Annotated in this window: 18 protein-coding genes; 5 read left to right on the plus strand and 13 right to left on the minus strand. The window is 69.6% G+C overall.

The window, feature by feature from the left end; all coding sequences use genetic code 11:
- Positions 1-17: 17 nt before the first annotated feature.
- A complete protein-coding gene (locus tag ABZT06_RS17560) occupies positions 18-1,523 on the minus strand; it encodes a hypothetical protein (protein ID WP_355741140.1) in 1,506 nt (501 codons plus the stop codon).
- 433 nt (positions 1,524-1,956) lie between these two features.
- On the opposite strand from ABZT06_RS17560, the gene ABZT06_RS17565 reads away from it, so the two are divergent.
- A complete protein-coding gene (locus ABZT06_RS17565; RefSeq protein WP_355741142.1) occupies positions 1,957-2,613 on the plus strand; it encodes a bifunctional DNA primase/polymerase in 657 nt (218 codons plus the stop codon).
- 87 nt (positions 2,614-2,700) lie between these two features.
- Here the strand turns inward: ABZT06_RS17565 and ftsY are convergent, their stop codons facing one another.
- Positions 2,701-3,894: a signal recognition particle-docking protein FtsY gene (gene ftsY / locus ABZT06_RS17570; protein ID WP_355741144.1), complete on the minus strand. Its 1,194-nt coding sequence runs from the start codon at positions 3,892-3,894 to the stop codon at positions 2,701-2,703.
- A gap of 296 nt (positions 3,895-4,190) precedes the next feature.
- Between ftsY and ABZT06_RS17575 the strand changes: the two genes are divergently transcribed.
- Both ABZT06_RS17575 and ABZT06_RS17580 read left to right on the plus strand, forming a co-directional pair.
- Positions 4,191-5,162, plus strand: coding sequence for an LLM class flavin-dependent oxidoreductase (locus ABZT06_RS17575; RefSeq protein WP_355741146.1), 972 nt, complete (start codon positions 4,191-4,193; stop codon positions 5,160-5,162).
- Positions 5,163-5,215: 53 nt separating this feature from the next.
- A complete protein-coding gene (locus ABZT06_RS17580) occupies positions 5,216-5,593 on the plus strand; it encodes a hypothetical protein (protein WP_355741148.1) in 378 nt (125 codons plus the stop codon).
- Between the two features lie 117 nt (positions 5,594-5,710).
- Here ABZT06_RS17580 and ABZT06_RS17585 read toward each other — a convergent pair whose 3' ends face one another.
- The 4 genes from ABZT06_RS17585 to ABZT06_RS17600 form a co-directional block, all read right to left on the minus strand.
- Positions 5,711-7,129: a sugar porter family MFS transporter gene (locus tag ABZT06_RS17585; RefSeq protein ID WP_355741150.1), complete on the minus strand. Its 1,419-nt coding sequence runs from the start codon at positions 7,127-7,129 to the stop codon at positions 5,711-5,713.
- Positions 7,130-7,309: 180 nt separating this feature from the next.
- Positions 7,310-10,930: a chromosome segregation protein SMC gene (gene smc, locus ABZT06_RS17590; RefSeq protein ID WP_355741152.1), complete on the minus strand. Its 3,621-nt coding sequence runs from the start codon at positions 10,928-10,930 to the stop codon at positions 7,310-7,312.
- Between the two features lie 240 nt (positions 10,931-11,170).
- Positions 11,171-11,374, minus strand: coding sequence for a hypothetical protein (locus ABZT06_RS17595; protein ID WP_016432419.1), 204 nt, complete (start codon positions 11,372-11,374; stop codon positions 11,171-11,173).
- Between the two features lie 382 nt (positions 11,375-11,756).
- The gene (locus ABZT06_RS17600) at positions 11,757-12,038 is read right to left on the minus strand and encodes an acylphosphatase (RefSeq protein ID WP_355741155.1); all 282 of its coding nucleotides are present in this window, start codon (positions 12,036-12,038) and stop codon (positions 11,757-11,759) included.
- A gap of 172 nt (positions 12,039-12,210) precedes the next feature.
- Between ABZT06_RS17600 and ABZT06_RS17605 the strand changes: the two genes are divergently transcribed.
- Positions 12,211-13,302 (plus strand): CAP domain-containing protein, encoded by a 1,092-nt coding sequence (locus ABZT06_RS17605; RefSeq protein ID WP_355741157.1) that lies wholly within the window; start codon positions 12,211-12,213, stop codon positions 13,300-13,302.
- 78 nt (positions 13,303-13,380) lie between these two features.
- Positions 13,381-13,782: a helix-turn-helix domain-containing protein gene (locus tag ABZT06_RS17610; RefSeq protein ID WP_355741159.1), complete on the plus strand. Its 402-nt coding sequence runs from the start codon at positions 13,381-13,383 to the stop codon at positions 13,780-13,782.
- Here ABZT06_RS17610 and mutM read toward each other — a convergent pair.
- From mutM to rsmD, 7 genes are all read right to left on the minus strand, one after another.
- The gene (gene mutM / locus ABZT06_RS17615; RefSeq protein WP_355741161.1) at positions 13,755-14,615 is read right to left on the minus strand and encodes a bifunctional DNA-formamidopyrimidine glycosylase/DNA-(apurinic or apyrimidinic site) lyase; all 861 of its coding nucleotides are present in this window, start codon (positions 14,613-14,615) and stop codon (positions 13,755-13,757) included. The two genes, ABZT06_RS17610 and mutM, sit on opposite strands and share 28 nt — an antisense overlap.
- Positions 14,616-14,719: 104 nt before the next feature.
- Complete coding sequence (gene rnc / locus ABZT06_RS17620; RefSeq protein WP_355741478.1) at positions 14,720-15,529, minus strand: ribonuclease III; 810 nt, start codon at positions 15,527-15,529, stop codon at positions 14,720-14,722.
- Positions 15,530-15,548: 19 nt separating this feature from the next.
- Positions 15,549-15,722, minus strand: coding sequence for a 50S ribosomal protein L32 (gene rpmF, locus ABZT06_RS17625; RefSeq protein WP_006139588.1), 174 nt, complete (start codon positions 15,720-15,722; stop codon positions 15,549-15,551).
- Positions 15,723-15,724: 2 nt separating this feature from the next.
- Positions 15,725-16,378, minus strand: coding sequence for a DUF177 domain-containing protein (locus ABZT06_RS17630; protein WP_355741163.1), 654 nt, complete (start codon positions 16,376-16,378; stop codon positions 15,725-15,727).
- Positions 16,379-16,510: 132 nt separating this feature from the next.
- Entirely contained in the window at positions 16,511-17,575 is a 1,065-nt protein-coding gene (locus ABZT06_RS17635; RefSeq protein ID WP_355741165.1) for an ATP synthase F0 subunit B, read from the minus strand.
- A 57-nt stretch (positions 17,576-17,632) separates the two neighbouring features.
- Positions 17,633-18,112 carry a pantetheine-phosphate adenylyltransferase gene (gene coaD / locus ABZT06_RS17640; RefSeq protein ID WP_020138732.1) on the minus strand — a complete coding sequence of 160 codons (480 nt, stop codon included), beginning with the start codon at positions 18,110-18,112 and terminating at the stop codon, positions 17,633-17,635.
- Between the two features lie 26 nt (positions 18,113-18,138).
- Positions 18,139-18,726, minus strand: a complete 588-nt coding sequence (rsmD, locus tag ABZT06_RS17645) for a 16S rRNA (guanine(966)-N(2))-methyltransferase RsmD (RefSeq protein WP_355741167.1) — start codon at positions 18,724-18,726, stop codon at positions 18,139-18,141.
- Between the last annotated feature and the right edge of the window lie 13 nt (positions 18,727-18,739).

Consider the following 18,739-nt stretch of genomic DNA (forward strand, 5'->3'; position numbering starts at 1 on the left):
GCCGGGGTTCCGGGGATTCAGACGGCTTCCGCGGTCTCCGGGAGTTCCACGGCGAGCTTGGCGGTGAGATCCACGACCTCGGCGAGATCACCGAAATCGCGTACAGCCGTGTCGACCGTCTTTCGAATACGAGTGTTGACGCGCTCGGAGCGGACCTTCTTGGCGATGTGCATGGCCTGTTCCACCAGTACGGCGCTCTGCTCGGGCTCCCGCCGCAGCAGATGCACCGTGGCCATGCCGACGAGATTGAGTGCGTACGACCGCTGGTGCTCGCCGTCCCCGGAGAAGAGCTCCACCGCCCGCTGCATGAGGGGCTCGGACAGCGAGGCGTAGGTCGGGCTGCGACCGGCGACGTAGGCCAGGTCCCGGTAGGAGTGGGAGTTCTCGCCGTACAGCTCGGCCTCGGAGAAGAAGCGGATCCAGTCGGGGTCCGGCTCGTCCCACTCGTCCGCGTCGGCGAAGGTGTCCTCGGCCATCCGGACCGCCCGCTTGCACTTGCCGGGCTGGCCCATGTTGGCGTAGGCGCGGGCCTCCATCGCATACAGCATGGACTGGGTGCGCGGGCTCGCACAGTCACGGCTGCCGTACTGCGCGAGGTGGATCAGCTCCAGGGCGTCCTCCGGTCGCCCGAGGTGGATCATCTGACGGCTCATGCTGGACAGCACATAGGAGCCGAGCGGCTTGTCGCCGGCCTCCTTGGCCGCGTGCAGGGCGAGGACGAAGTACTTCTGGGCGGTGGGCTGGAGACCCACGTCGTACGACATCCAGCCCGCCAGCTCGGCCAGCTCCGCGGCGACCTTGAACAGCTTGCGGGTGGTGGTCTCGGGCTGGGGTTCCTGGAGGAGGTCCGTCACCTCGTGCAGCTGGCCGACGACGGCCTTGCGGCGCAGGCCGCCGCCGCACTGGGCGTCCCACTGGCGGAACATCACGGTCGTCGATTCGAGGAGCTCGAGCTCCGGCCTGGAGAGCCGGCCGACGCGCCGGGAGGCGGCGGGGTCGGGCTCGCGGTGCGGGGTGGCGGCGGGACCGGGGACCAGCCAGCGCTGCATGGGCTCGATGAGGGACGGGCCCGCCGACAGGGCCAGCGAGCTCCCGAGGAAGCCGCGCCGCGCCAGCATGAGGTCGCTGCGCGAGAACTCGCTGAGCAGGGCCACGGTCTGCGGGCCCGTCCAGGGCAGGTCGACGCCGGTCGTGGACGGTGACTGGCGGGCGGCGCGCAGTCCTAGGTCCTCGACGGAGACGACGCATCCGAAGCGCTCGGAGAACAGCTCGGACAGGATTTTGGGGATGGGTTCGCGGGGGTTCTCGCCGTCCAGCCAGCGGCGCACCCGCGAGGTGTCCGTGGAGATGTGGTTGGCGCCCAACTGGCGGGCTCTGCGGTTGACCTGGCGGGCGAGCTCACCCTTCGACCAGCCGCTGCGCACGAACCAGGAGGTGAGCAGCTCGTTGGGGCGCTTGTCGGGCTGAGAGGAGCTCTGCGCGGCGCTCCCGGCGCCCGTCCCGCTTCCGCTGTTGCCGCCCACTGGAACGCCCCCATCCCTGAGACCACTTGTCGCCGAGTGCGCCAAGCCTTAACAGAATGCCGGTAAATACGGCCGTTCGTCCGGCGGTTGTCAGCCTTCGAACGGGGAACCGACTTGCCTCCGGCATACCCACAAGTGCATGTGCCCCCAGGACTCGTGCACTCAACGTAATCCTACGATCACGCGTCCTGCCATGGCGATCCCGGAAACGCCACCATTCGCCACCCCTTCGAATGAACTCAGTGTCGCCTCCACACGATTCACTTGACATAGACCGAGCGCAGTGGGCGGAACGGTGCACTCAGGGGCGCACATGACCCAGCGCACCACCCGGGACACTTCCGGACGCCACCATCGCCCGGGAGGAGCAACGGAGAGTGACTGGTCGCGTCCGCCTCGTAACCACCGGCGCGCTGGACCCGTTGGAGGGGGCATGGGCTTCACGATCGGCGGCATTCGGGAGATTCGTTCCGGTACGCGCAGGCGCGGCCGCTCCTCGGAGTGCACCGCCGTCGCCGAGTTCACCGGACTCTGGGGCTGGGACGTCGTCCCGGGCGCGCGGGCTTCGGCCGGCGCCTGCTCCTGCGGCCGTGCGGACTGCCGTCACCCCGGCGCCCATCCCCTCGACTTCGCGCCCCCCGTCCCGGCCGGGGCCACGCTCGACGACGTGACCAAGGCGTGGTCCGAGTTCCCCGGCGCCTCGGTGATGCTGCAGGTCGGCCGCGCCTTCGACGTCATCGAGGTCGCCGAGTCGGCCGGGCGCCGTGCCCTGGTCCGCCTGGAGCGCATGGGCCTGCCCCTCGGCCCGGTGACCGCGACCCCCGAGGGCCGCGCCCAGTTCTTCGTCGCCCCCGGCGCCGCGTCCGACCTGACCGAACTGCTCTACCGCATGGGCTGGGACGACGCCGCCTCCCTCGACCTGCGCGGCCTGGGCCCCGGCACATACATCACGGCTCCGCCGTCGGACCGGGGCGGCCTGGGGTCGGTGCGGTGGCTGCGGCCGCCTTCTCTGGACACGGCGACGAAACCGCCGGCGGCGAGGCTGCTGCTGGGGACGCTCGCCTATGTGGCCCACCGGTGGCGGGCGTAGACGTACGACGTACACAGCGAAGCGCCCGTCCCCGACTGCACCTCGGGGGCGGGCGCTTCTTCGCGTGCGTGCCGCGGGTACGGCGTCTCAGTCCCCGATCAGCGCGTCCACGAACGCTTCCGGCTCGAAGGGCGCCAGGTCGTCCGCGCCCTCTCCGAGTCCGATCAGCTTGACCGGTACGCCCAGCTCACGCTGGACCGCGACCACGATGCCGCCCTTGGCGGTGCCGTCCAGCTTGGTCAGGACGATGCCGGTGATGTCGACGACCTCGGCGAAGACGCGGGCCTGCACCAGGCCGTTCTGCCCGGTCGTGGCGTCCAGCACCAGCAGCACCTCGTCGAGCGGGGCGTGCTTCTCGACGACCCGCTTGACCTTGCCGAGCTCGTCCATGAGACCGGTCTTGGTGTGCAGGCGGCCCGCGGTGTCGATGAGGACCACGTCGACCCCCATCTCCTTGCCCTCCTTCACCGCGTCGAAGGCCACGGAGGCGGGGTCACCGCCCTCGGGCCCGCGCACGGTGTAGGCGCCCACCCGTTCGCCCCAGGTCTGGAGCTGGTCGGCGGCGGCGGCCCGGAAGGTGTCGGCTGCGCCCAGGACGACGGTCCGCCCGTCGGCCACGAGCACGCGCGCGAGCTTGCCGGTGGTGGTGGTCTTGCCGGTGCCGTTGACCCCGACGACCATCACGATGCCCGGCTTGCGCTCCTCGGGCTCGGTCCGCACCGTGCGGTCGACCTCGGTGCCGACCAGCTTGAGCAGTTCCGCGCGCAGCAGCCCGCGCAGTTCGTCGGGGGTCCGGGTGCCGAGCACCTTCACCCGCTCGCGCAGTCCGTCGACCAGTTCCTGGGTGGGGGCGACGCCGACGTCGGCGGTGAGGAGGGTGTCCTCGATCTCCTCCCAGGTGTCGTCGTCGAGGTGCTCGCGCGACAGGAGTGTGAGCAGTCCCTTGCCGAGCGCGTTCTGCGAGCGGGAGAGCCGGGTGCGCAGTCGGACCAGACGTCCGGCGGTGGGCTCCGGGATCTCGATCTCGGTCGGGGGGAGCTCTTCTGTGACGGGCGGCGCCGAGCCGTCCGGGAGATCGACCTCCTCTATGGTCCGGCGCGGTTCGTCGCGCGGCGTCTCGGCCTCGTCGCCGACATGCGGCTCGGCCGGAGGGGCGGTGATGTCGGGCGCGGAAGGGGGCGGCGGGGGCAGCGGCTTCTTGCGTCGGCTGCCGACGACGAGCCCGCCGAGCACACCGAGCACGACCACGGCGATGACTACAGCAAGGATGACGGTTTCCATAACGCACCCAGTATGCGTGACCTCCCAGCAGACCGTTCGTTACCAGCTCAGGGGGTACGCCTCTGCGGGCCGGGCTGGCCCGTCGCTCGACTTCACGTCGGCGAGAAGCCCCACGGGGCGGAGTCACAACCCGTCCAGTATCCGGACCGGACCGGTACCGTGCGTGAAGCGCACACAGGGGTTGTGGCAGCTCATGACGTGAGTTGCCACAACCCCTGGAAACAAGAAGTCATCTCCCTGGCCACCTGACGTACCGTCAGCTATCGTCCCCCTCCACACACGAAGGGGGGCTCCTCATGCCCGTCACGGTCGTCCGTTTCAACCTCGTCGAGCCCGGCGCGACGCCCTCCTCACTCAGCGCCCGCTACCGGGCCGCCCTGGACATGGCCGCCTACGCCGACGAGCACGGGGTCACCACCGTGCAGACCGAGGAGCACCACGGCGTCGACGACAACTGGCTGCCGTCGCCGTTCGCCTTCGCGGGCGCGGTGTTCGGCGCGACGCGCAGGATCGCGGTCACCGTCTCCGCTGTGATCGGCCCGCTGCACGACCCGCTCCGCCTGGCCGAGGAGATAGCCGTACTGGACCTGCTGAGCGGAGGCCGGCTGGTGACGGTCGCCGGGATCGGGTACCGCCCCGAGGAGTACGCCCTGTTCGACGTGGAGTGGCGGCGTCGGGGCCGCCTGCAGGACGAGCTCCTGGAGACCCTCCTCAAGGCCTGGACCGGCGAGGAGTTCGAGTACCGGGGCCGTACGGTACGGGTCACCCCGCGCCCCTTCACCGACCCGCACCCCCTCCTCCTGGTCGGCGGCTCCTCCCAGGCCGCCGCCCGCCGGGCCGCCCGCCTGGGCCTCCCCTTCTTCCCCAGCGCGCATCTGCCGGAGCTGGAGGCGTACTACAAGGAGCGGCTCGTCGAGTACGGCACCGAGGGCTGGACCATGATGCCGACGGCCGAGACGCCGTTGCTGCACATCGCCGAGAACCCGGACGAGGTCTGGACACGGCACGGGGAGCACTTCCTCCACGAGGCCCGGACCTACGCCTCCTGGCAGTCCGGCGACATCCGCTCGGCGGTGCGGTCGGCGGCCACGTCGGTGGAGGAACTGCGCGCGGAGGGCGTGTACCGGATCCTCACACCCGAGGAGTGTGTGGAGCAGGGGCTCGACAACCTCGTCCTGCATCCACTGGCGGGCGGGATGCCGGTGGAGGAGGGGTGGCGGAGCCTGCGACTGTTCGCGGAACAGGTGCTTCCGGCACTGGGCGGCTGACCTGCGGCGATAACCGGTGGCCCGGTCGGGGGCAGCGGTGATCCACTGACCCCATGAGCCTGTTGGTGGAAGTGTTCGTCCGGGAGCCGGACGGCAAGGTGCGGATACTCGACGTGCCGGAGGGGGTGTACCAGTCCGGCGGCTTCGAGTCGTGGCGTACGACGGTGTGGGGCTCGGAGTTCGTGCGCTCGCTCGGTGCGCGCTTCCTGCCGGTGCTGGCCTCAGGCGACCTCTATGTCGAGGCCGAGGACGTGCCGGAGTTCCGGAGCGAGGTGGAGCTGCTGCGCTCCCGGCTCGACGAGGTAGCCCACGGCACGCAGCGGCCGCGGACCATCGAGGAGCACCGGGACAACATCGACACCCGGCTGCGGATCATCGAGGAGAGCATCCGCAAGGCCCTGGAGATCGGCGGCGGCGTCCTCATCTGGTGACGCCCGCGCACCACACCGTCGCCCCCGGTCCCGGCGGTTGCCGGACCGGGGGCGACGGGTGGTACGGGGAGAGGGGCAGCGGGGTAGGGGCCCTTCCCCCCGGGACTGTGCGGGCCCTCAGCCCATCTCCTCCAGCGCCTTGCCCTTCGTCTCCTTGACGTACTTGAGGACGAACGGGATGGAGAGCGCGGCGAAGACCGTGTAGATCACGTAGGTGAAGGACAGGTTCCAGTCGGCCAGCGACGGGAAGCTCGCGGTGATGGCCCAGTTGGCGATCCACTGCGCGGACGCGGCCACACCGAGGGCGGCGGCCCGGATCCGGTTCGGGAACATCTCGCCGAGGAAGACCCAGACGACCACACCCCAGGACAGGGCGAAGAAGAGCACGAACACATGGGCGGCGATCAGCGCGGTCCAGCCCTGCGCGGCCGGCAGTTTGCCGTCGACCAGGTCGAAGGAGAAGGCCCAGGCCTCCAGCGCCAGACCGATCACCATGCCGACCGAACCGATCAGGGCGAGCGGACGGCGGCCGATGCGGTCCACGAAGATCATCGCGATCACGGTGCCGACGATGTTGATGATCGACGTCGTGAAGGAGTAGAAGAACGAGTCCGTCGGGTCGACACCGACCGACTGCCACAGCGTCGAGGAGTAGTAGAACGCGACGTTGATGCCGACGAACTGCTGGAAGACCGACAGGCCGATGCCGACCCAGACGATCGGCTTGAAGAGGAAGGAGCCGCCGAGCAGGTCCTTGAAGGTCGACTTGTGCTCGCTCTTCATGGCGTGCTCGATCTCCGAGACGCGGGCGTCGAGGTCGATCTTGTCGCCCTCGACCTCCGCGAGGATCTCCTTGGCACGCTCGTGCTTGCCGACGGAGATCAGAAAGCGCGGGGACTCGGGGATGGCGAAGGAGAGCAGGCCGTAGAGGACGGCCGGGATCACCATGACGCCGAGCATGACCTGCCAGGCCTCCAGGCCCATCAGTTCGCCGCGCTGGTCACCGCCGGCGGCGTTCAGCAGACCCCAGTTGACCAGCTGCGAGATCGCGATGCCGATGACGATGGCGGCCTGCTGGAAGGAGCCGAGCCGGCCGCGGTAGGCCGGCGGGGCGACCTCGGCGATGTAGGCGGGGCCGATGACCGAGGCCATGCCGATGGCGAAGCCGCCGACGATCCGCCAGAAGGCGAGGTCGTACAGCGCGAAGGGGAGCGCCGAGCCGACGGCGCTGATGGTGAAGAGGACGGCCGAGATCTGCATGCACCGGATACGGCCGATGCGGTCGGCGATGCGTCCGGCGGTCGCCGCACCGATGGCACAGCCGATCAGGGCGATGGCGATGACCTGCGCGAGGGCCGCGGAGCCGATGTCGTAGCGGCCCCGGATGGCCTCGACCGCGCCGTTGATCACGGAGCTGTCATAGCCGAAGAGGAATCCGCCCATCGCGGCCGCCGCCGCGATGAAGATGACGTGCCCGAGATGATCGGGATGAGCCGTCCGGGCTCCTGGTTCGGATGCCTGTGCTGTGCTGGTCACGTTTACTCCTCGGGCCACCGGCAACGCTGTCGGTGTGGTCAGCCCCCAGATAGGTGGTACCTGAAGGTAAATCCAACGTTGCTGACCTTATGCCTTCAAGTATCAAATTCAAACGCGGTGAAATGTGAGAACTTAGACATGCCACCGCCACATACGTTCACTTCTTGAAGTCAGAGGAGGTCAGCGCAGCCGCTGGCTGATGACCTTCGATACCCCGTCGCCCTGCATGGACACGCCGTACAGCGCGTCGGCGACCTCCATGGTCCGCTTCTGGTGCGTGATCACGATGAGCTGCGAGGCCTCCTGCAGCTCCTGCATGATGCGGATCAGCCGCTGGAGGTTGGTGTCGTCGAGGGCGGCCTCGACCTCGTCCATGACGTAGAACGGGCTGGGCCGCGCCTTGAAGATCGACACCAGCAAAGCTACGGCCGTGAGGGACCGCTCGCCACCGGAGAGCAGGCTGAGCCGCTTGACCTTCTTGCCCGGCGGCCGCGCCTCGACGTCCACACCCGTGGTGAGCATGTTGTCAGGGTCGGTGAGGATGAGCCGCCCCTCCCCGCCCGGGAAGAGCCGGCTGAAGACGCCCTCGAACTGGCGGGCCGTGTCCCGGTATGCCTCGGTGAAGACCTGCTCGACGCGCTCGTCGACCTCCTTCACCACCTGAAGCAGATCGGCGCGGGTCTTCTTCAGGTCCTCCAGCTGCTCACTGAGGAACTTGTGCCGCTCCTCCAGCGCCGCGAACTCCTCCAGCGCGAGCGGATTGATCTTGCCGAGCTGCTGGTAGGCCCGCTCGGCCGCCTTGAGCCGCTTCTCCTGCTCGGCCCGGTGGAACTGCTTCGGCAGGTTGCGCGGATGCTCCGGGTCCTCGGGCAGCTCCTCGCCCTCGGCGGGCGGAGAGGGCGGCACCAGCTGGTGGGGGCCGTACTCGTCGACGAGCCCCGCCGGTTCGACACCCAGCTCCTCCAGCGCCTTGGTCTCCAACTGCTCGATCCGCATCCGCTTCTCGGCGCCGAGCACCTCGCCCCGGTGGACGGAGTCGGTCAGCTTGTCGAGCTCGGCCTTGAGGTCGCGGCCGGTGCTGCGCGCGGCGGTCAACTCGCGTTCCCGCAGCGCCTTGGCGGCCTCCGCGGCGGTCCGCTCCGCGTCCGCGCGCGCGAGGGACACCTCGACGTGCGCGAGCAGCTGCCGCGCACCGGAGGCGACCGCCTCGGCCACGGCGGCCTCGTGCCGCAGCCGGGCCCGCCGCTGCTCGGCACGCGCGCGTGCGTCTCGCTCCGCGCGGGCGGCCCGGTCGAGGGAGTCGGCACGGCCGGCGAGCCCCTTGACCCGCTCTTCATGGGTACGGACCTGGAGGCGGGCCTCCATCTCGGTCTGGCGGGCGTTGGCGCCGTCAGCGGCGAGACGGTCCCGTACCGACGTGTCGGGCTCCTCCTCCACCGGCATCTCCTCGGCGACCGCGAGGCGTTCGGCGAGTTCCTCGACTTCTTCGAGCGCCCTCTCCAGCGACTCCTGCGCGCGGGCGGCCGCGGCCGTGGACCGCTCGGCCTCACCGGCGGCGCCCTTCGCCTGGCCGGCGAGGCGGCCGAGCTGCTGGGCCACGGAGGACTTCTCACGGTCGGCGGCCCTGCGCTGCTCTCCCAGTTGCTCGACCAGGGCGGCGCATGTCTTACGGCGCTCGACTGCGGTGTGCTGGGCTTCGGTGAGTTCCTCGCACTGCACGGCCAGCTCTTCGAGTTCGGCGGCTGCCTGGTCTACGGAGGCCTGTACTTCGAGGAGGCTGGGGGCGCCCGCGGAGCCACCGTGGGCGAAGTGGGCGCCGAGGAGGTCGCCTTCGGCGGTGACGGCGGTGAGGTGGGGGTTGGCGTAGACGAGGTCTTCGGCGTCTTCGAGGGTGTTGACGACGACGATGCCGTGGAGGAGTCGTCTTACGGCGGGCATGAGGTCGGAGGGGGCGCGGACGAGATCTGCCGCGTGGTGATGTGTGGCGTGGTGATGTGTGGCGTCCGCGGGTCCGTCGTGGCCGGTCGCGCCCCGCGGCGGAGCCGCAGATTGATTCAGCCCCGCGCCCCTGGGTCGGTCCGACTCCCCGGCGACCAGCAGTGACGCTCTGCCTCCGTCCTGCTTCCGCAGCATGCGGATCGCTTCCGCCGCCGCCGAAGGCGAGGTCACCGCCAGCGCGTCCGCCGCCGCTCCGAAAGCCGCCGCCAGCGCCACCTCGTGGCCGGGCGTCACCGTCAGCAGTTCCGCCGCCGGGCCCAGCAGGCCGGTGAGGCGGTCCTTCGCTCCCAGCAGGGCGCCCGTGCCGTCCTTCCTCCTCAACCCCATCGCCAGCGCATCGTGGCGAGCCTGGGTCGCCGCGCGTCGGCGTTCCGCAGCCGTGACCGCCTCACGGGCGGCGGTCAGTGCGGCCTCCGCCTCGGCGAGCTGCCGCTTGGCCGCCTCGTGCTGCTCCGCCAGCTCCGCGTCGCCCGCGTCCAGGCCGTCGACCTCGGCCCTCAGCGCCTCGTACTCCTCCTGCGCGGCTACGGCGCGTTCCTGGGCCTCGTCCCGGGCGGCGGCGAGGCGGTCGATCTCGGCCTGGGCAGAGGCGGCGCGGGAACGGGCCGCGTTGACCTGGCCGCTCAGGCGGGCGAGGCCCTCGCGGCGGTCGGCGATGGCCCGGGCGACGTCCTTCAGACGCCGTTCCTCCTGGGTGAGCGCGCGCTCCAGCTCGGCGCGGTGCGCGACCGTGTCCTCCAGTGCGTGCTCGGCCGCCTCCAGGGCGGCCTCCAGCTCGGCCTCCTGCTCCCGGATGCGGGCGGCCTCACGTTCCATGTCCTCGGGGTCACGGCCCCGCCGTTCCTCGGGCGGCGCCGAGGTCGCGCTCTTCACGCGCGCGTCGGCCAGCGAGATCGTGCCGCGCACCCGCTCGGCGAGCTGGGAGAGCTCGTACCAGGTCTGCTGGGCGCGCTGGAGCCGGGGCGTGAGCTGCCGTACCTCGTCCTCCAGCAGGGCCTCGCGCTGGAGCGCCTTCTTCAGTTCCTGCTCGGCGCTCTCCTTGCGCTCCTTCAGCGCGGCCTCGTCCGCGACCTCGGCCTGGAGCGCCTGCCGCAGTCGTACGAGATCGTCGGCGAGCAGCCGGAGGCGGGCGTCGCGCAGGTCGGCCTGGATGACGGCGGCCCGGCGGGCGACCGCGGCCTGCCGGCCGAGCGGCTTGAGCTGGCGCCGGAGTTCGTCGGTGAGGTCCTGCACGCGTGCGAGGTTGGCCTGCATCGCGTCCAGCTTGCGCAGCGCCTTCTCCTTGCGCTTGCGGTGCTTGAGGACGCCGGCGGCCTCCTCGATGAAGGCGCGGCGGCCCGTCGGATCCGCGTGCAGGACGGAGTCGAGCTGGCCCTGGCCGACGATCACGTGCATCTCGCGGCCGATGCCGGAGTCGGACAGGAGTTCCTGGATGTCGAGGAGACGGCAGGTGTCGCCGTTGATCTGGTACTCGCTGCCGCCGTTGCGGAACATGATCCGCGTGATGGTGACCTCGGCGTACTCGATGGGCAGGGCCCCGTCGGAGTTGTCGATGGTCAGGGACACCTCGGCGCGGCCCAGCGGCGGGCGCCCGGTGGTGCCCGCGAAGATGACGTCCTCCATCTTGCCGCCGCGCAGCGACTTGGCGCCCTGCTCACCCATGACCCAGCTGAGCGCGTCCACGACATTGGACTTGCCCGAGCCGTTCGGACCGACCACACATGTGATCCCCGGCTCGAACCGGAGCGTGGTCGCCGAGGCGAACGACTTGAACCCTCGGAGGGTCAGGGCCTTGAGGTGCACGGCGCTGGACTCTACCTTCCGGGGGTGTCTCACTCCATGAACGCGCTGTTGCCCGCGGTTTCACCGTTGAACGTGGAGGGCACACCAAACGTTAAGAGAGTGAAAGGGTGCACGGGGGAAAGAAAGAAGGGACGCCGAAGCGTCCCTTGCAAACTCTGACAACTTAGCGATTGATACCGGTTAGCGGTTGATACGGGCCGCCCGGACCACTGCGTGAGCTGTCGTGTAGCGATGCAGTGATCAGGTGAGCGCAGGCTCCGCCTGGTGTGCGTCGATGCTCTCCATGATCCTGTCGTGAGAAGCGGCAGCCGCGAGCGCGTCGTTCTCCGCCTGGATCCGTACGAGCTCGGATTCCAGGTCCTGGACGCGCTGCTGGAGCCGTCGCATCTCGGCGAGGAGTCGAGGGTCCGAGCCGCCGACGTAACCGAGAAGCGCCTTTGCCATGATGGATGGTCCTCCACACTGAGTGACCGACCGAAGCGGTGTGGGTCGTGAGGGATTCGCACCCGCGGTGCTTGACACTTTTTAGTTCGTGCTGCCGTTCTTCCATGCCAAACAGCTAAGGTGCGCGGGGTGCTTTCAGCGTCTCACCAAAAAGTTTGACGGTCAACACGATCACGCCCCGTATTGGTGGCAACCCTCGCCGGCGCGGCCTGAGAACGGCGGCGCTGCGGCTCCCTCGGGACCCCGGGGGCGTGACGATCATTCTTAGCTGCGGAGCCTGCCACGACACGGGGTTCTTGGCAACCACCAGCGCCTTTCTGCTTCCGGCAGGTGCCCGTGGCATGTCCCTCCGCTGCCGCCTGGGCCGTTTTACAGAAACGGCTCATCGGATGGCGAAGCCGTCGTAACCCCCGCGAGGTGTGTCCCAGATCTCGGTGACGCCGTCGACACGGCCGGGCGTGTCGTCACCCAGGAGCCAGTCGAGGAGTCCCTGACAGTCCTTGGGCGGTCCCTCCGCGACCACTTGCACGCGTCCGTCGTCCAGATTGAGAGCAAAACCACTCAGGCCACCGATCTCGAGGGCCTTGGCCCGCGTGAACCAGCGGAAACCCACACCTTGGACGCGTCCTCGCACCCAGGCGACCAGTCGTACATCCTCGCTCATGGGTGCAACCTAACCGGCCAATGTCTCTCCCGACACTCCCTCCTCTGGCGCCATGCGGTACTGTCCGCTGCCAATGAATCTCATACGAAACTCACTCCATCGTGTGGGTTTTGTGACTTTGGTTGACCGGGGGGACGCGTCGACCTCAAGAACAGACGAGGAAGGCAAGGACATGGGACGCCACCGACGCTCCGCCGCCGGCCGCGCCGCCACGGGCCGCGCCACGGGGGTCACACAGACATACGGCTCCTTCGGGAGCGGACACGACCCGCAGGACTCGTACAACTTCGCCTCGGTGGGCACCCCGGCCCACCCGAGCCACGACGACGCCGACCCCTACGCGCGCAGTGACGCCTACCTGTTCGCGTCGGAGGAGGAGTACGCGCTGTACCGGGGCGAGGGCTACACGCCCGCCGACGGTCAGCGTCGCGGCGGCTCGCACCGGCGGCGCAGGAAGAACCTCGTGACGCCGGTCAAGACCGGTCTGCTCGGGGTCTCGGCGGCCGTCGCGATCGGCACGGTCGCGGTAGCCGCGGGCGTGGTGCCCGGCCTGGACAACTACAGGATCGGCGGCGGCACCACCACCGGCGGTGACGTGCAGGCGGCGGGCTCGCCGACCAACTCCCCGGCCGAGCAGGGCGGCGCCTCCGGCAGCGCCGAGGGCCGTGAGGACGGCTCGTCGACGAGCCGCGACGCCGAGCGTGCCTCCTCGCCCGCGCCGGCCCCCTCGGCCTCGGCCTCGACCGCGCCCTCGACGGCCGCGCCGACCGAGGAGCCGACGAAGAAGCCGAAGACCCCGCCGAGCAAGAAGCCGAAGACCACCCCTTCGCAGAAGGAGCGAGAGCCGGCGAAGCAGAAGACCACCGCGCCGGTGGAGGTCTCCACGGAGGCCGCGGCCGCGGCCCAGGTGCTGGAGCTCGTCAACGTCGAGCGGGCGAAGGTCGGCTGCAGTCCGGTCGCCGCCGACAGCACGCTGGCCGACCTGGCCGGGGCCTTCAGCAAGGCCATGGCCGACCAGGGGTTCTTCGACCACACCGACCCGAGCGGCGCCACGCCGTGGGACCGTGCGGCGCAGGCCGGGATCACCACGCTCGGCGGCGAGAACATAGCCCGGGGCCAGGCCGACCCGGCCGCGGTCATGGAAGCCTGGATGAACAGCCCCGGTCACCGGGCCAACATTTTGAACTGCGACTTCAAGACGCTGGGTGTGGGCGTGCAGTTCGGTGCGGGCGGCCCCTGGTGGACCCAGGACTTCGGGTACTAGACACCACGGACGGCGGTCGCACTAACTTCTAGTTAGTGCGACCTGTCGGTTAGTGCTTTCTTCCAGTACGCTCGTGATATGGACACCACGCAGCAGCCCCTGGAGGCGCGGGACCTCCCGTACGACGTGTTCGCGAAGGCCTGTCCCTCGCGCGGCACCCTGGAGCACGTGACGGGCCGCTGGGGCGCACTCACCCTCGGCGCCCTGCACGAGGGCTCGCTGCGCTTCAACGAGCTGCGCCGCCGGGTCGACGGCGTGAGCGAGAAGATGCTCTCCCAGACGCTCCAGGCGCTGGAGCGCGACGGCCTGGTGCACCGCGAGGCCCAGCCCACCAACCCGCCCCGGGTCGACTACGAGCTGACCCCGCTGGGCCGCGAGGTCGCCGAGCGGCTGCTGGGCCTCATCCACTTCGTCGAGGGCCGCATGGACGACGTCCTGGCCGCCCGCGAGCACTACGACGTGACGCGCGGCGCCCGCTGACACCTCGGGCAGAAGTAGCTGGACCGGTTCATCCACGGCCGCCGGCGCATCGGCGTACCGCACCGCTTGCACGGCAGCCCCTCACGGCCGTAGGCGTCGAGGGACCGGTCGAAGTACCCGGACTCGCCGTTCACGTTGACGTACAGGCTGTCGAAGCTGGTGCCGCCGACCGCGAGGGCCGCGTTCATCACATCCCGGACGTGGCCCAGGAGTTCGGCCGTGCGCGGGCGCGTGAAGCCCGCGGTGGGGCGCTCGTAGTGGATACGGGAGCGCCAAAGGGCCTCGTCCGCGTAGATGTTGCCGACTCCACTGATCAACGACTGGTCCAGCAGGGCCCGTTTGATGGTGGAGCGCTTGCGGCGCAGGGCCTGGTGGAAGGCCTCGTCGTCGAAGAGCGGGTCGAGGGGGTCGCGCGCGATGTGCGCGATCACGTCGGGCAGGCCGTCGGGGGTGTTGTCGTGCAACGACAGTCCGCCGAAGGTGCGTTGGTCGACGAAGCGGAGTTCGGTGTCGACCTCGTCGGCGAACCTCACCCGGATCCTGAGGTGCTTCTCGTCGGGCACCGCGTGCGGCTGGACCAGCAGCTGGCCGCTCATCCCCAGGTGGGCCAGGACCGACTGGTCCGTGTCCTCCAGGGGCAGCCAGAGGTACTTCCCGCGACGGCTCGGGGTGCCGACACGGTGACCCTTGAGGCGGTGCGCGAAGTCGTCGGCACCGGCGAGGTGGCGGCGGACCGCACGCGGGTGCAGCACCTCGGCCTCGCCGACCGTACGGTGGGCGACCCACCGCTCCAGGCCTCGCCGTACGACCTCGACCTCGGGCAACTCGGGCATGGGGCTCCCCCGTCACGGACCGGTGTATGCGCCGAGCGCCCGCCCCGGTGTTCAGGGGCAGGCGCTCGGCCGCGCTGTTCTTCCGGACGCTCTGTCGCCAGGCGTCAGGCGGAGACGGACGACGGACCTTCGTCGTCGTCCTCGGCGGCTTCGACGGCTTCGACAACCGCTTCGGCCGCCGCCTTGGCCCGCTCGTCCGCGGCGGCCCGGATGGACCTCCAGGCGGACTCCGCGGCCTGCTGCTCCGCCTCCTTCTTGCTGCGGCCGGTGCCGGTGCCGTACGAGACGCCTCCGACGCGGGCGGCAGCAGTGAAGGTCTTCTCGTGATCGGGGCCGGTCTCCGTGACCAGGTACTCGGGCACACCGAGCCCTTCGGTCGCGGTGAGCTCCTGGAGACTGGTCTTCCAGTCCAGGCCGGCACCGAGGTTCGAGGACTTCTCGATCAGTGGATCGAAGAGGCGGTGGACGAGCTCGCTCGCCGCCTCGAGACCCTGGTCGAGATAGACAGCGCCGATCACCGCTTCAAGGGTGTCGGCGAGGATGGACGCCTTGTCCCGGCCGCCTGTGCCCTCTTCACCCCGGCCGAGCCGGATGAAGGAACCCAGTTCGAGCCCACGGCCCACCTCCGCCAGCGCACGCGAGTTGACCACCGCGGCCCGCAACTTGGCCAGTTGGCCTTCGGGCAGGTCCGGGTGGGTGGTGTACAGCGTGTCCGTGACCACCAGGCCGAGCACGGAGTCCCCGAGGAACTCCAGGCGCTCGTTGGTGGGCAGGCCGCCGTTCTCGTATGCGTAGGAACGGTGGGTGAGCGCACGCACCAGAAGGGCGGACTCGAGCTTGTACCCGAGCCGCCCTTCCAACAGCGTGTGGGACGAGGCCTGGTTGTCGCCCGAGTTCTTCTTCGGCGTGGACACAGTGCCTCTCACCAGCCGCTCAGACCTCGAGGACCTGGCGCTTGTTGTAGGTGCCACAAGCGGGGCACGCGATGTGCTGCAGCTTGGGCTCGTGGCAGCGCTCGCACGCAACCAGGGTGGGGACCGCAGCCTTCCACTGCGACCGGCGGTGGCGCGTGTTGCTGCGCGACATCTTCCGCTTCGGAACAGCCACGGCTACTTCTCCTGCTTCTCGTTGGCGGGCGCCGATCGAGGCGCTTCGCCACTCATCTCGTCCTTCTCGCCGTCTTCGAGTGAACCGGCGAGTCCCTGCAGTGCCGCCCAACGGATGTCGACGGCGTCATGGTGGTGGTCCGGGTCGTCCGTGAGCCGCTCTCCGCACTCGGAGCACAGGCCCAGACAGTCGTCCTGGCACACCGGCTGCATCGGCAGTGCGAGCACCACCGCATCACGCAGCACGGGTTCGAGGTCGAACAGGCCGTCCTCGATGAAGAGCCTGTCCTCGTCTTCCTCGGCGTCGTCGGCCGGTTCCGCCTTCGGGCGGCCACGGTCGTCGGCGTCAGGGTACGAGAACATCTCCTGGAAGTCCGCTTCGAGCGCCAGCTCAAGCGGCTCCAGACACCTTACGCACTCCCCCTCGGCCTGTGCACGGGCGGTGCCTGTGACAAGCACCCCTTCCATGACCGACTCGAGCCGGAGTTCGAGCACGACCGGGGCGCCTTCCGGCACTCCGATCACTCCCTGGATGCCGAGATCCTTGGGAGCGTCGATCTCGCGGGTCAGGCGCTGCAGCGCGCCAGGACGCCGCCCCAGCTCGTGTGTGTCGAACACGAGAGGGTTGCGGTGGTCGAGGCGCGCGTTGGGAGCCATTCCTGCTTTCGATCTTCGAGCTCAGAGGGACGCCGCCCTTCGGTGTTCCCGGGCAGCGGTGATCGCGGACGTACACGCGACCGAAGAGCCAGGATACTGGACCTTTCGCTCACGGCCCAATCCGGTGCTCTCCTACTGGCCGCGACCCTGCTCGTACGCCCTCAACTGCTCCGGCGTGATCATGCCGGTGTCGAAGAGGCTGGTCTCGTCGAGGGCGTAGTCCTGCTGCGGCTGGTGCGTCTGCTGCGGCTGCTGGGCCTGGTGCTGGTCGTACGCGGCCTGCTGCTGGTCGTAGCCCTGGTAGGCGTAGGGATCAGCCTGCTGGTAGCCGTACGGGTCCTGCTGGGCGTAGGGATCGGGCTGCTGCTGATAGCCGGCGTAGGCGTCGGTCTGCTGCTGGTAGCCGTACGCCGGCTGCTGGGCGTAGTCCGGCTGCCCGGACTGGTCCCGGGACTGGGCCTGGGCCCGGGCGTCCTGCTCCGCGAGGGCGGTGAGGTCGGCCAGGTAGTCGGCGTCGCTGGAGTGCTGGACGGTGGCGGTGTTGTCGGCGAGGGCGCCGAGGTCGTCGGTGGCGATACGGCCGTGCAGCTTCTGGCGGCCGCGGCCGACGGCCTCCAGGGTCTTGGCGAGGACCGCCTCGAAGGCGCCGAGCTTGACGTCGACGTAGGAGTCGGCGTCCTTGCGCAGCGTCTCCGGGTCGTGGCTGCGCTCGGGGGCGTCCTCGTCCTCGTAGCCGTGCTCGTCGAGGCCCGGGCCGGTGCCGAGGAGCTTCTCGCGGCCGCGGCCGACCGAGCCGAGGGTCTTGGTGAGGACGACCTCGAAGTTGGCGAGCTTGGAGTCGACGTAGTCGTCGGCCTCCGCGCGGACCTCCTCGGCCTCCTGGCGGGCCTCGTTCAGGATCCGGTCGGCCTCGGCCTGGGAGCGGCGGGCGATCTCGGTGTCGGAGATCAGTGAGCCGCGCTCGGCGTGCGCCGTGGAGATGATGCGCTCGGCCTCCTGGCGGGCCTGCTCGACCATCTGCTCACGGTCGCCGATCAGCTCCTCGGCCTGTGCGAGGGAGCCGGGCAGGGCCTGGCGCAGCTCTTCCAGCATCGCGAGCAGTTCGGCGCGGTTGACCATCACCGAGGCCGACATGGGCATCGACCGGGCACCGGAGACCGTGGCCACGATCTCGTCGAGCTTCTTCTGCACGTCCACCTGTGCTCGCCACTCTCTACAGCTGTGTTGGAGACGGACGGGACGACTGTAGCCCCATCAGCCTTTGCGGAGGCGCTCGTTCAGCGCTTCCAGAACCCGCGGGGGAACCAGGTGGGAGACGTCTCCGCCCCAGGTCGCGACCTCCTTGACGAGCGAGGAAGACAGGAAGCTGTAGGTGGGGTTGGTCGGTACGAAGAGGGTCTCGACTCCGCTCAGCCCGTTGTTCATCTGGGCCATCTGGAGCTCGTAGTCGAAGTCGCTGACCGCGCGCAGGCCCTTGACGATGGCCGGGATGTCGCGCTCCTTGCAGTAGTCGACGAGGAGGCCGTGGAAGGCCTCCACGATCACGTTGCCGTACTCGGCGGTGACCTCACGGATCAGGTCGATCCGCTCGTCGATCTCGAAGAGGCCCTTCTTGGACTTGTTGATCATCACCGCGACGTAGACCTCGTCGTACAGTCTGGAGGCGCGGGAGATGATGTCGAGGTGTCCGTTGGTGATGGGGTCGAACGACCCGGGACAGACGGCGCGGCGCACTTGAGATCCCTCGCTCTCCGGTCCGGTCATCGTGCGTCTTCGCACGTAGAGGCGGCGCGACCGTACCAAAACGTTCCCTCGCCGTAGCGACGGGCCTTGACCGCCTCGAAACCGGGCGGCCAGTTGAATTCTCCACCTCTGGTGCTGCGCTCCACGGTGACGAGGGCCTCCGGCGCGAGCCAGTGTTCCGTACGGAGTGTGAGGAGAATCTCGCGAAGATCGTGATCTGTGACTCGGTACGGGGGGTCCAGGAAGACGATGTCGTACGGCTGTGCCGGTGCCGGTTGTTGAATGACCTGTTCCGCTTTGCCCGCGCGGACCTCGGCACCGGGGAGGCCGATGTTCTTGACGTTCTCGCGGATCGTGCGGGCGGCGCGGGCGTCGGCCTCGACGAGCAGGGTGTGGCCCGCGCCGCGGGACAGGGCTTCCAGACCGACCGCACCTGATCCGGCGTAGAGGTCGAGGACCCGCTCCCCTGCCAGAGGGCCGCCGAGGAGGGACTGCCAGGTGGAGAAGAGCCCTTCGCGCGCGCGGTCGGAGGTGGGACGGGTGCCGTTGCCCGGGGGGACCGCCAGGCGGCGCCCACCGGCCTTGCCGGCGATCACGCGGGTCATCTTCGGTCCTTGT

Source organism: Streptomyces sp. NPDC005483 (assembly GCF_040606035.1).
GTDB lineage: Bacteria > Actinomycetota > Actinomycetes > Streptomycetales > Streptomycetaceae > Streptomyces.

Excerpts from the sequence above, each read along its gene's own strand:
- ABZT06_RS17565 (WP_355741142.1), top strand. The coding sequence starts at position 1,957 with ATGGGCTTCACGATCGGCGGCATTCGGGAGATTCGTTCCGGTACGCGC.
- ftsY (WP_355741144.1), bottom strand. The coding sequence starts at position 3,894 with ATGGAAACCGTCATCCTTGCTGTAGTCATCGCCGTGGTCGTGCTCGGT.
- ABZT06_RS17575 (WP_355741146.1), top strand. The coding sequence starts at position 4,191 with ATGCCCGTCACGGTCGTCCGTTTCAACCTCGTCGAGCCCGGCGCGACG.
- ABZT06_RS17580 (WP_355741148.1), top strand. The coding sequence starts at position 5,216 with ATGAGCCTGTTGGTGGAAGTGTTCGTCCGGGAGCCGGACGGCAAGGTG.
- ABZT06_RS17595 (WP_016432419.1), bottom strand. The coding sequence starts at position 11,374 with ATGGCAAAGGCGCTTCTCGGTTACGTCGGCGGCTCGGACCCTCGACTC.
- ABZT06_RS17600 (WP_355741155.1), bottom strand. The coding sequence starts at position 12,038 with ATGAGCGAGGATGTACGACTGGTCGCCTGGGTGCGAGGACGCGTCCAA.
- ABZT06_RS17605 (WP_355741157.1), top strand. The coding sequence starts at position 12,211 with ATGGGACGCCACCGACGCTCCGCCGCCGGCCGCGCCGCCACGGGCCGC.
- ABZT06_RS17610 (WP_355741159.1), top strand. The coding sequence starts at position 13,381 with ATGGACACCACGCAGCAGCCCCTGGAGGCGCGGGACCTCCCGTACGAC.
- mutM (WP_355741161.1), bottom strand. The coding sequence starts at position 14,615 with ATGCCCGAGTTGCCCGAGGTCGAGGTCGTACGGCGAGGCCTGGAGCGG.
- ABZT06_RS17630 (WP_355741163.1), bottom strand. The coding sequence starts at position 16,378 with ATGGCTCCCAACGCGCGCCTCGACCACCGCAACCCTCTCGTGTTCGAC.
- rsmD (WP_355741167.1), bottom strand. The coding sequence starts at position 18,726 with ATGACCCGCGTGATCGCCGGCAAGGCCGGTGGGCGCCGCCTGGCGGTC.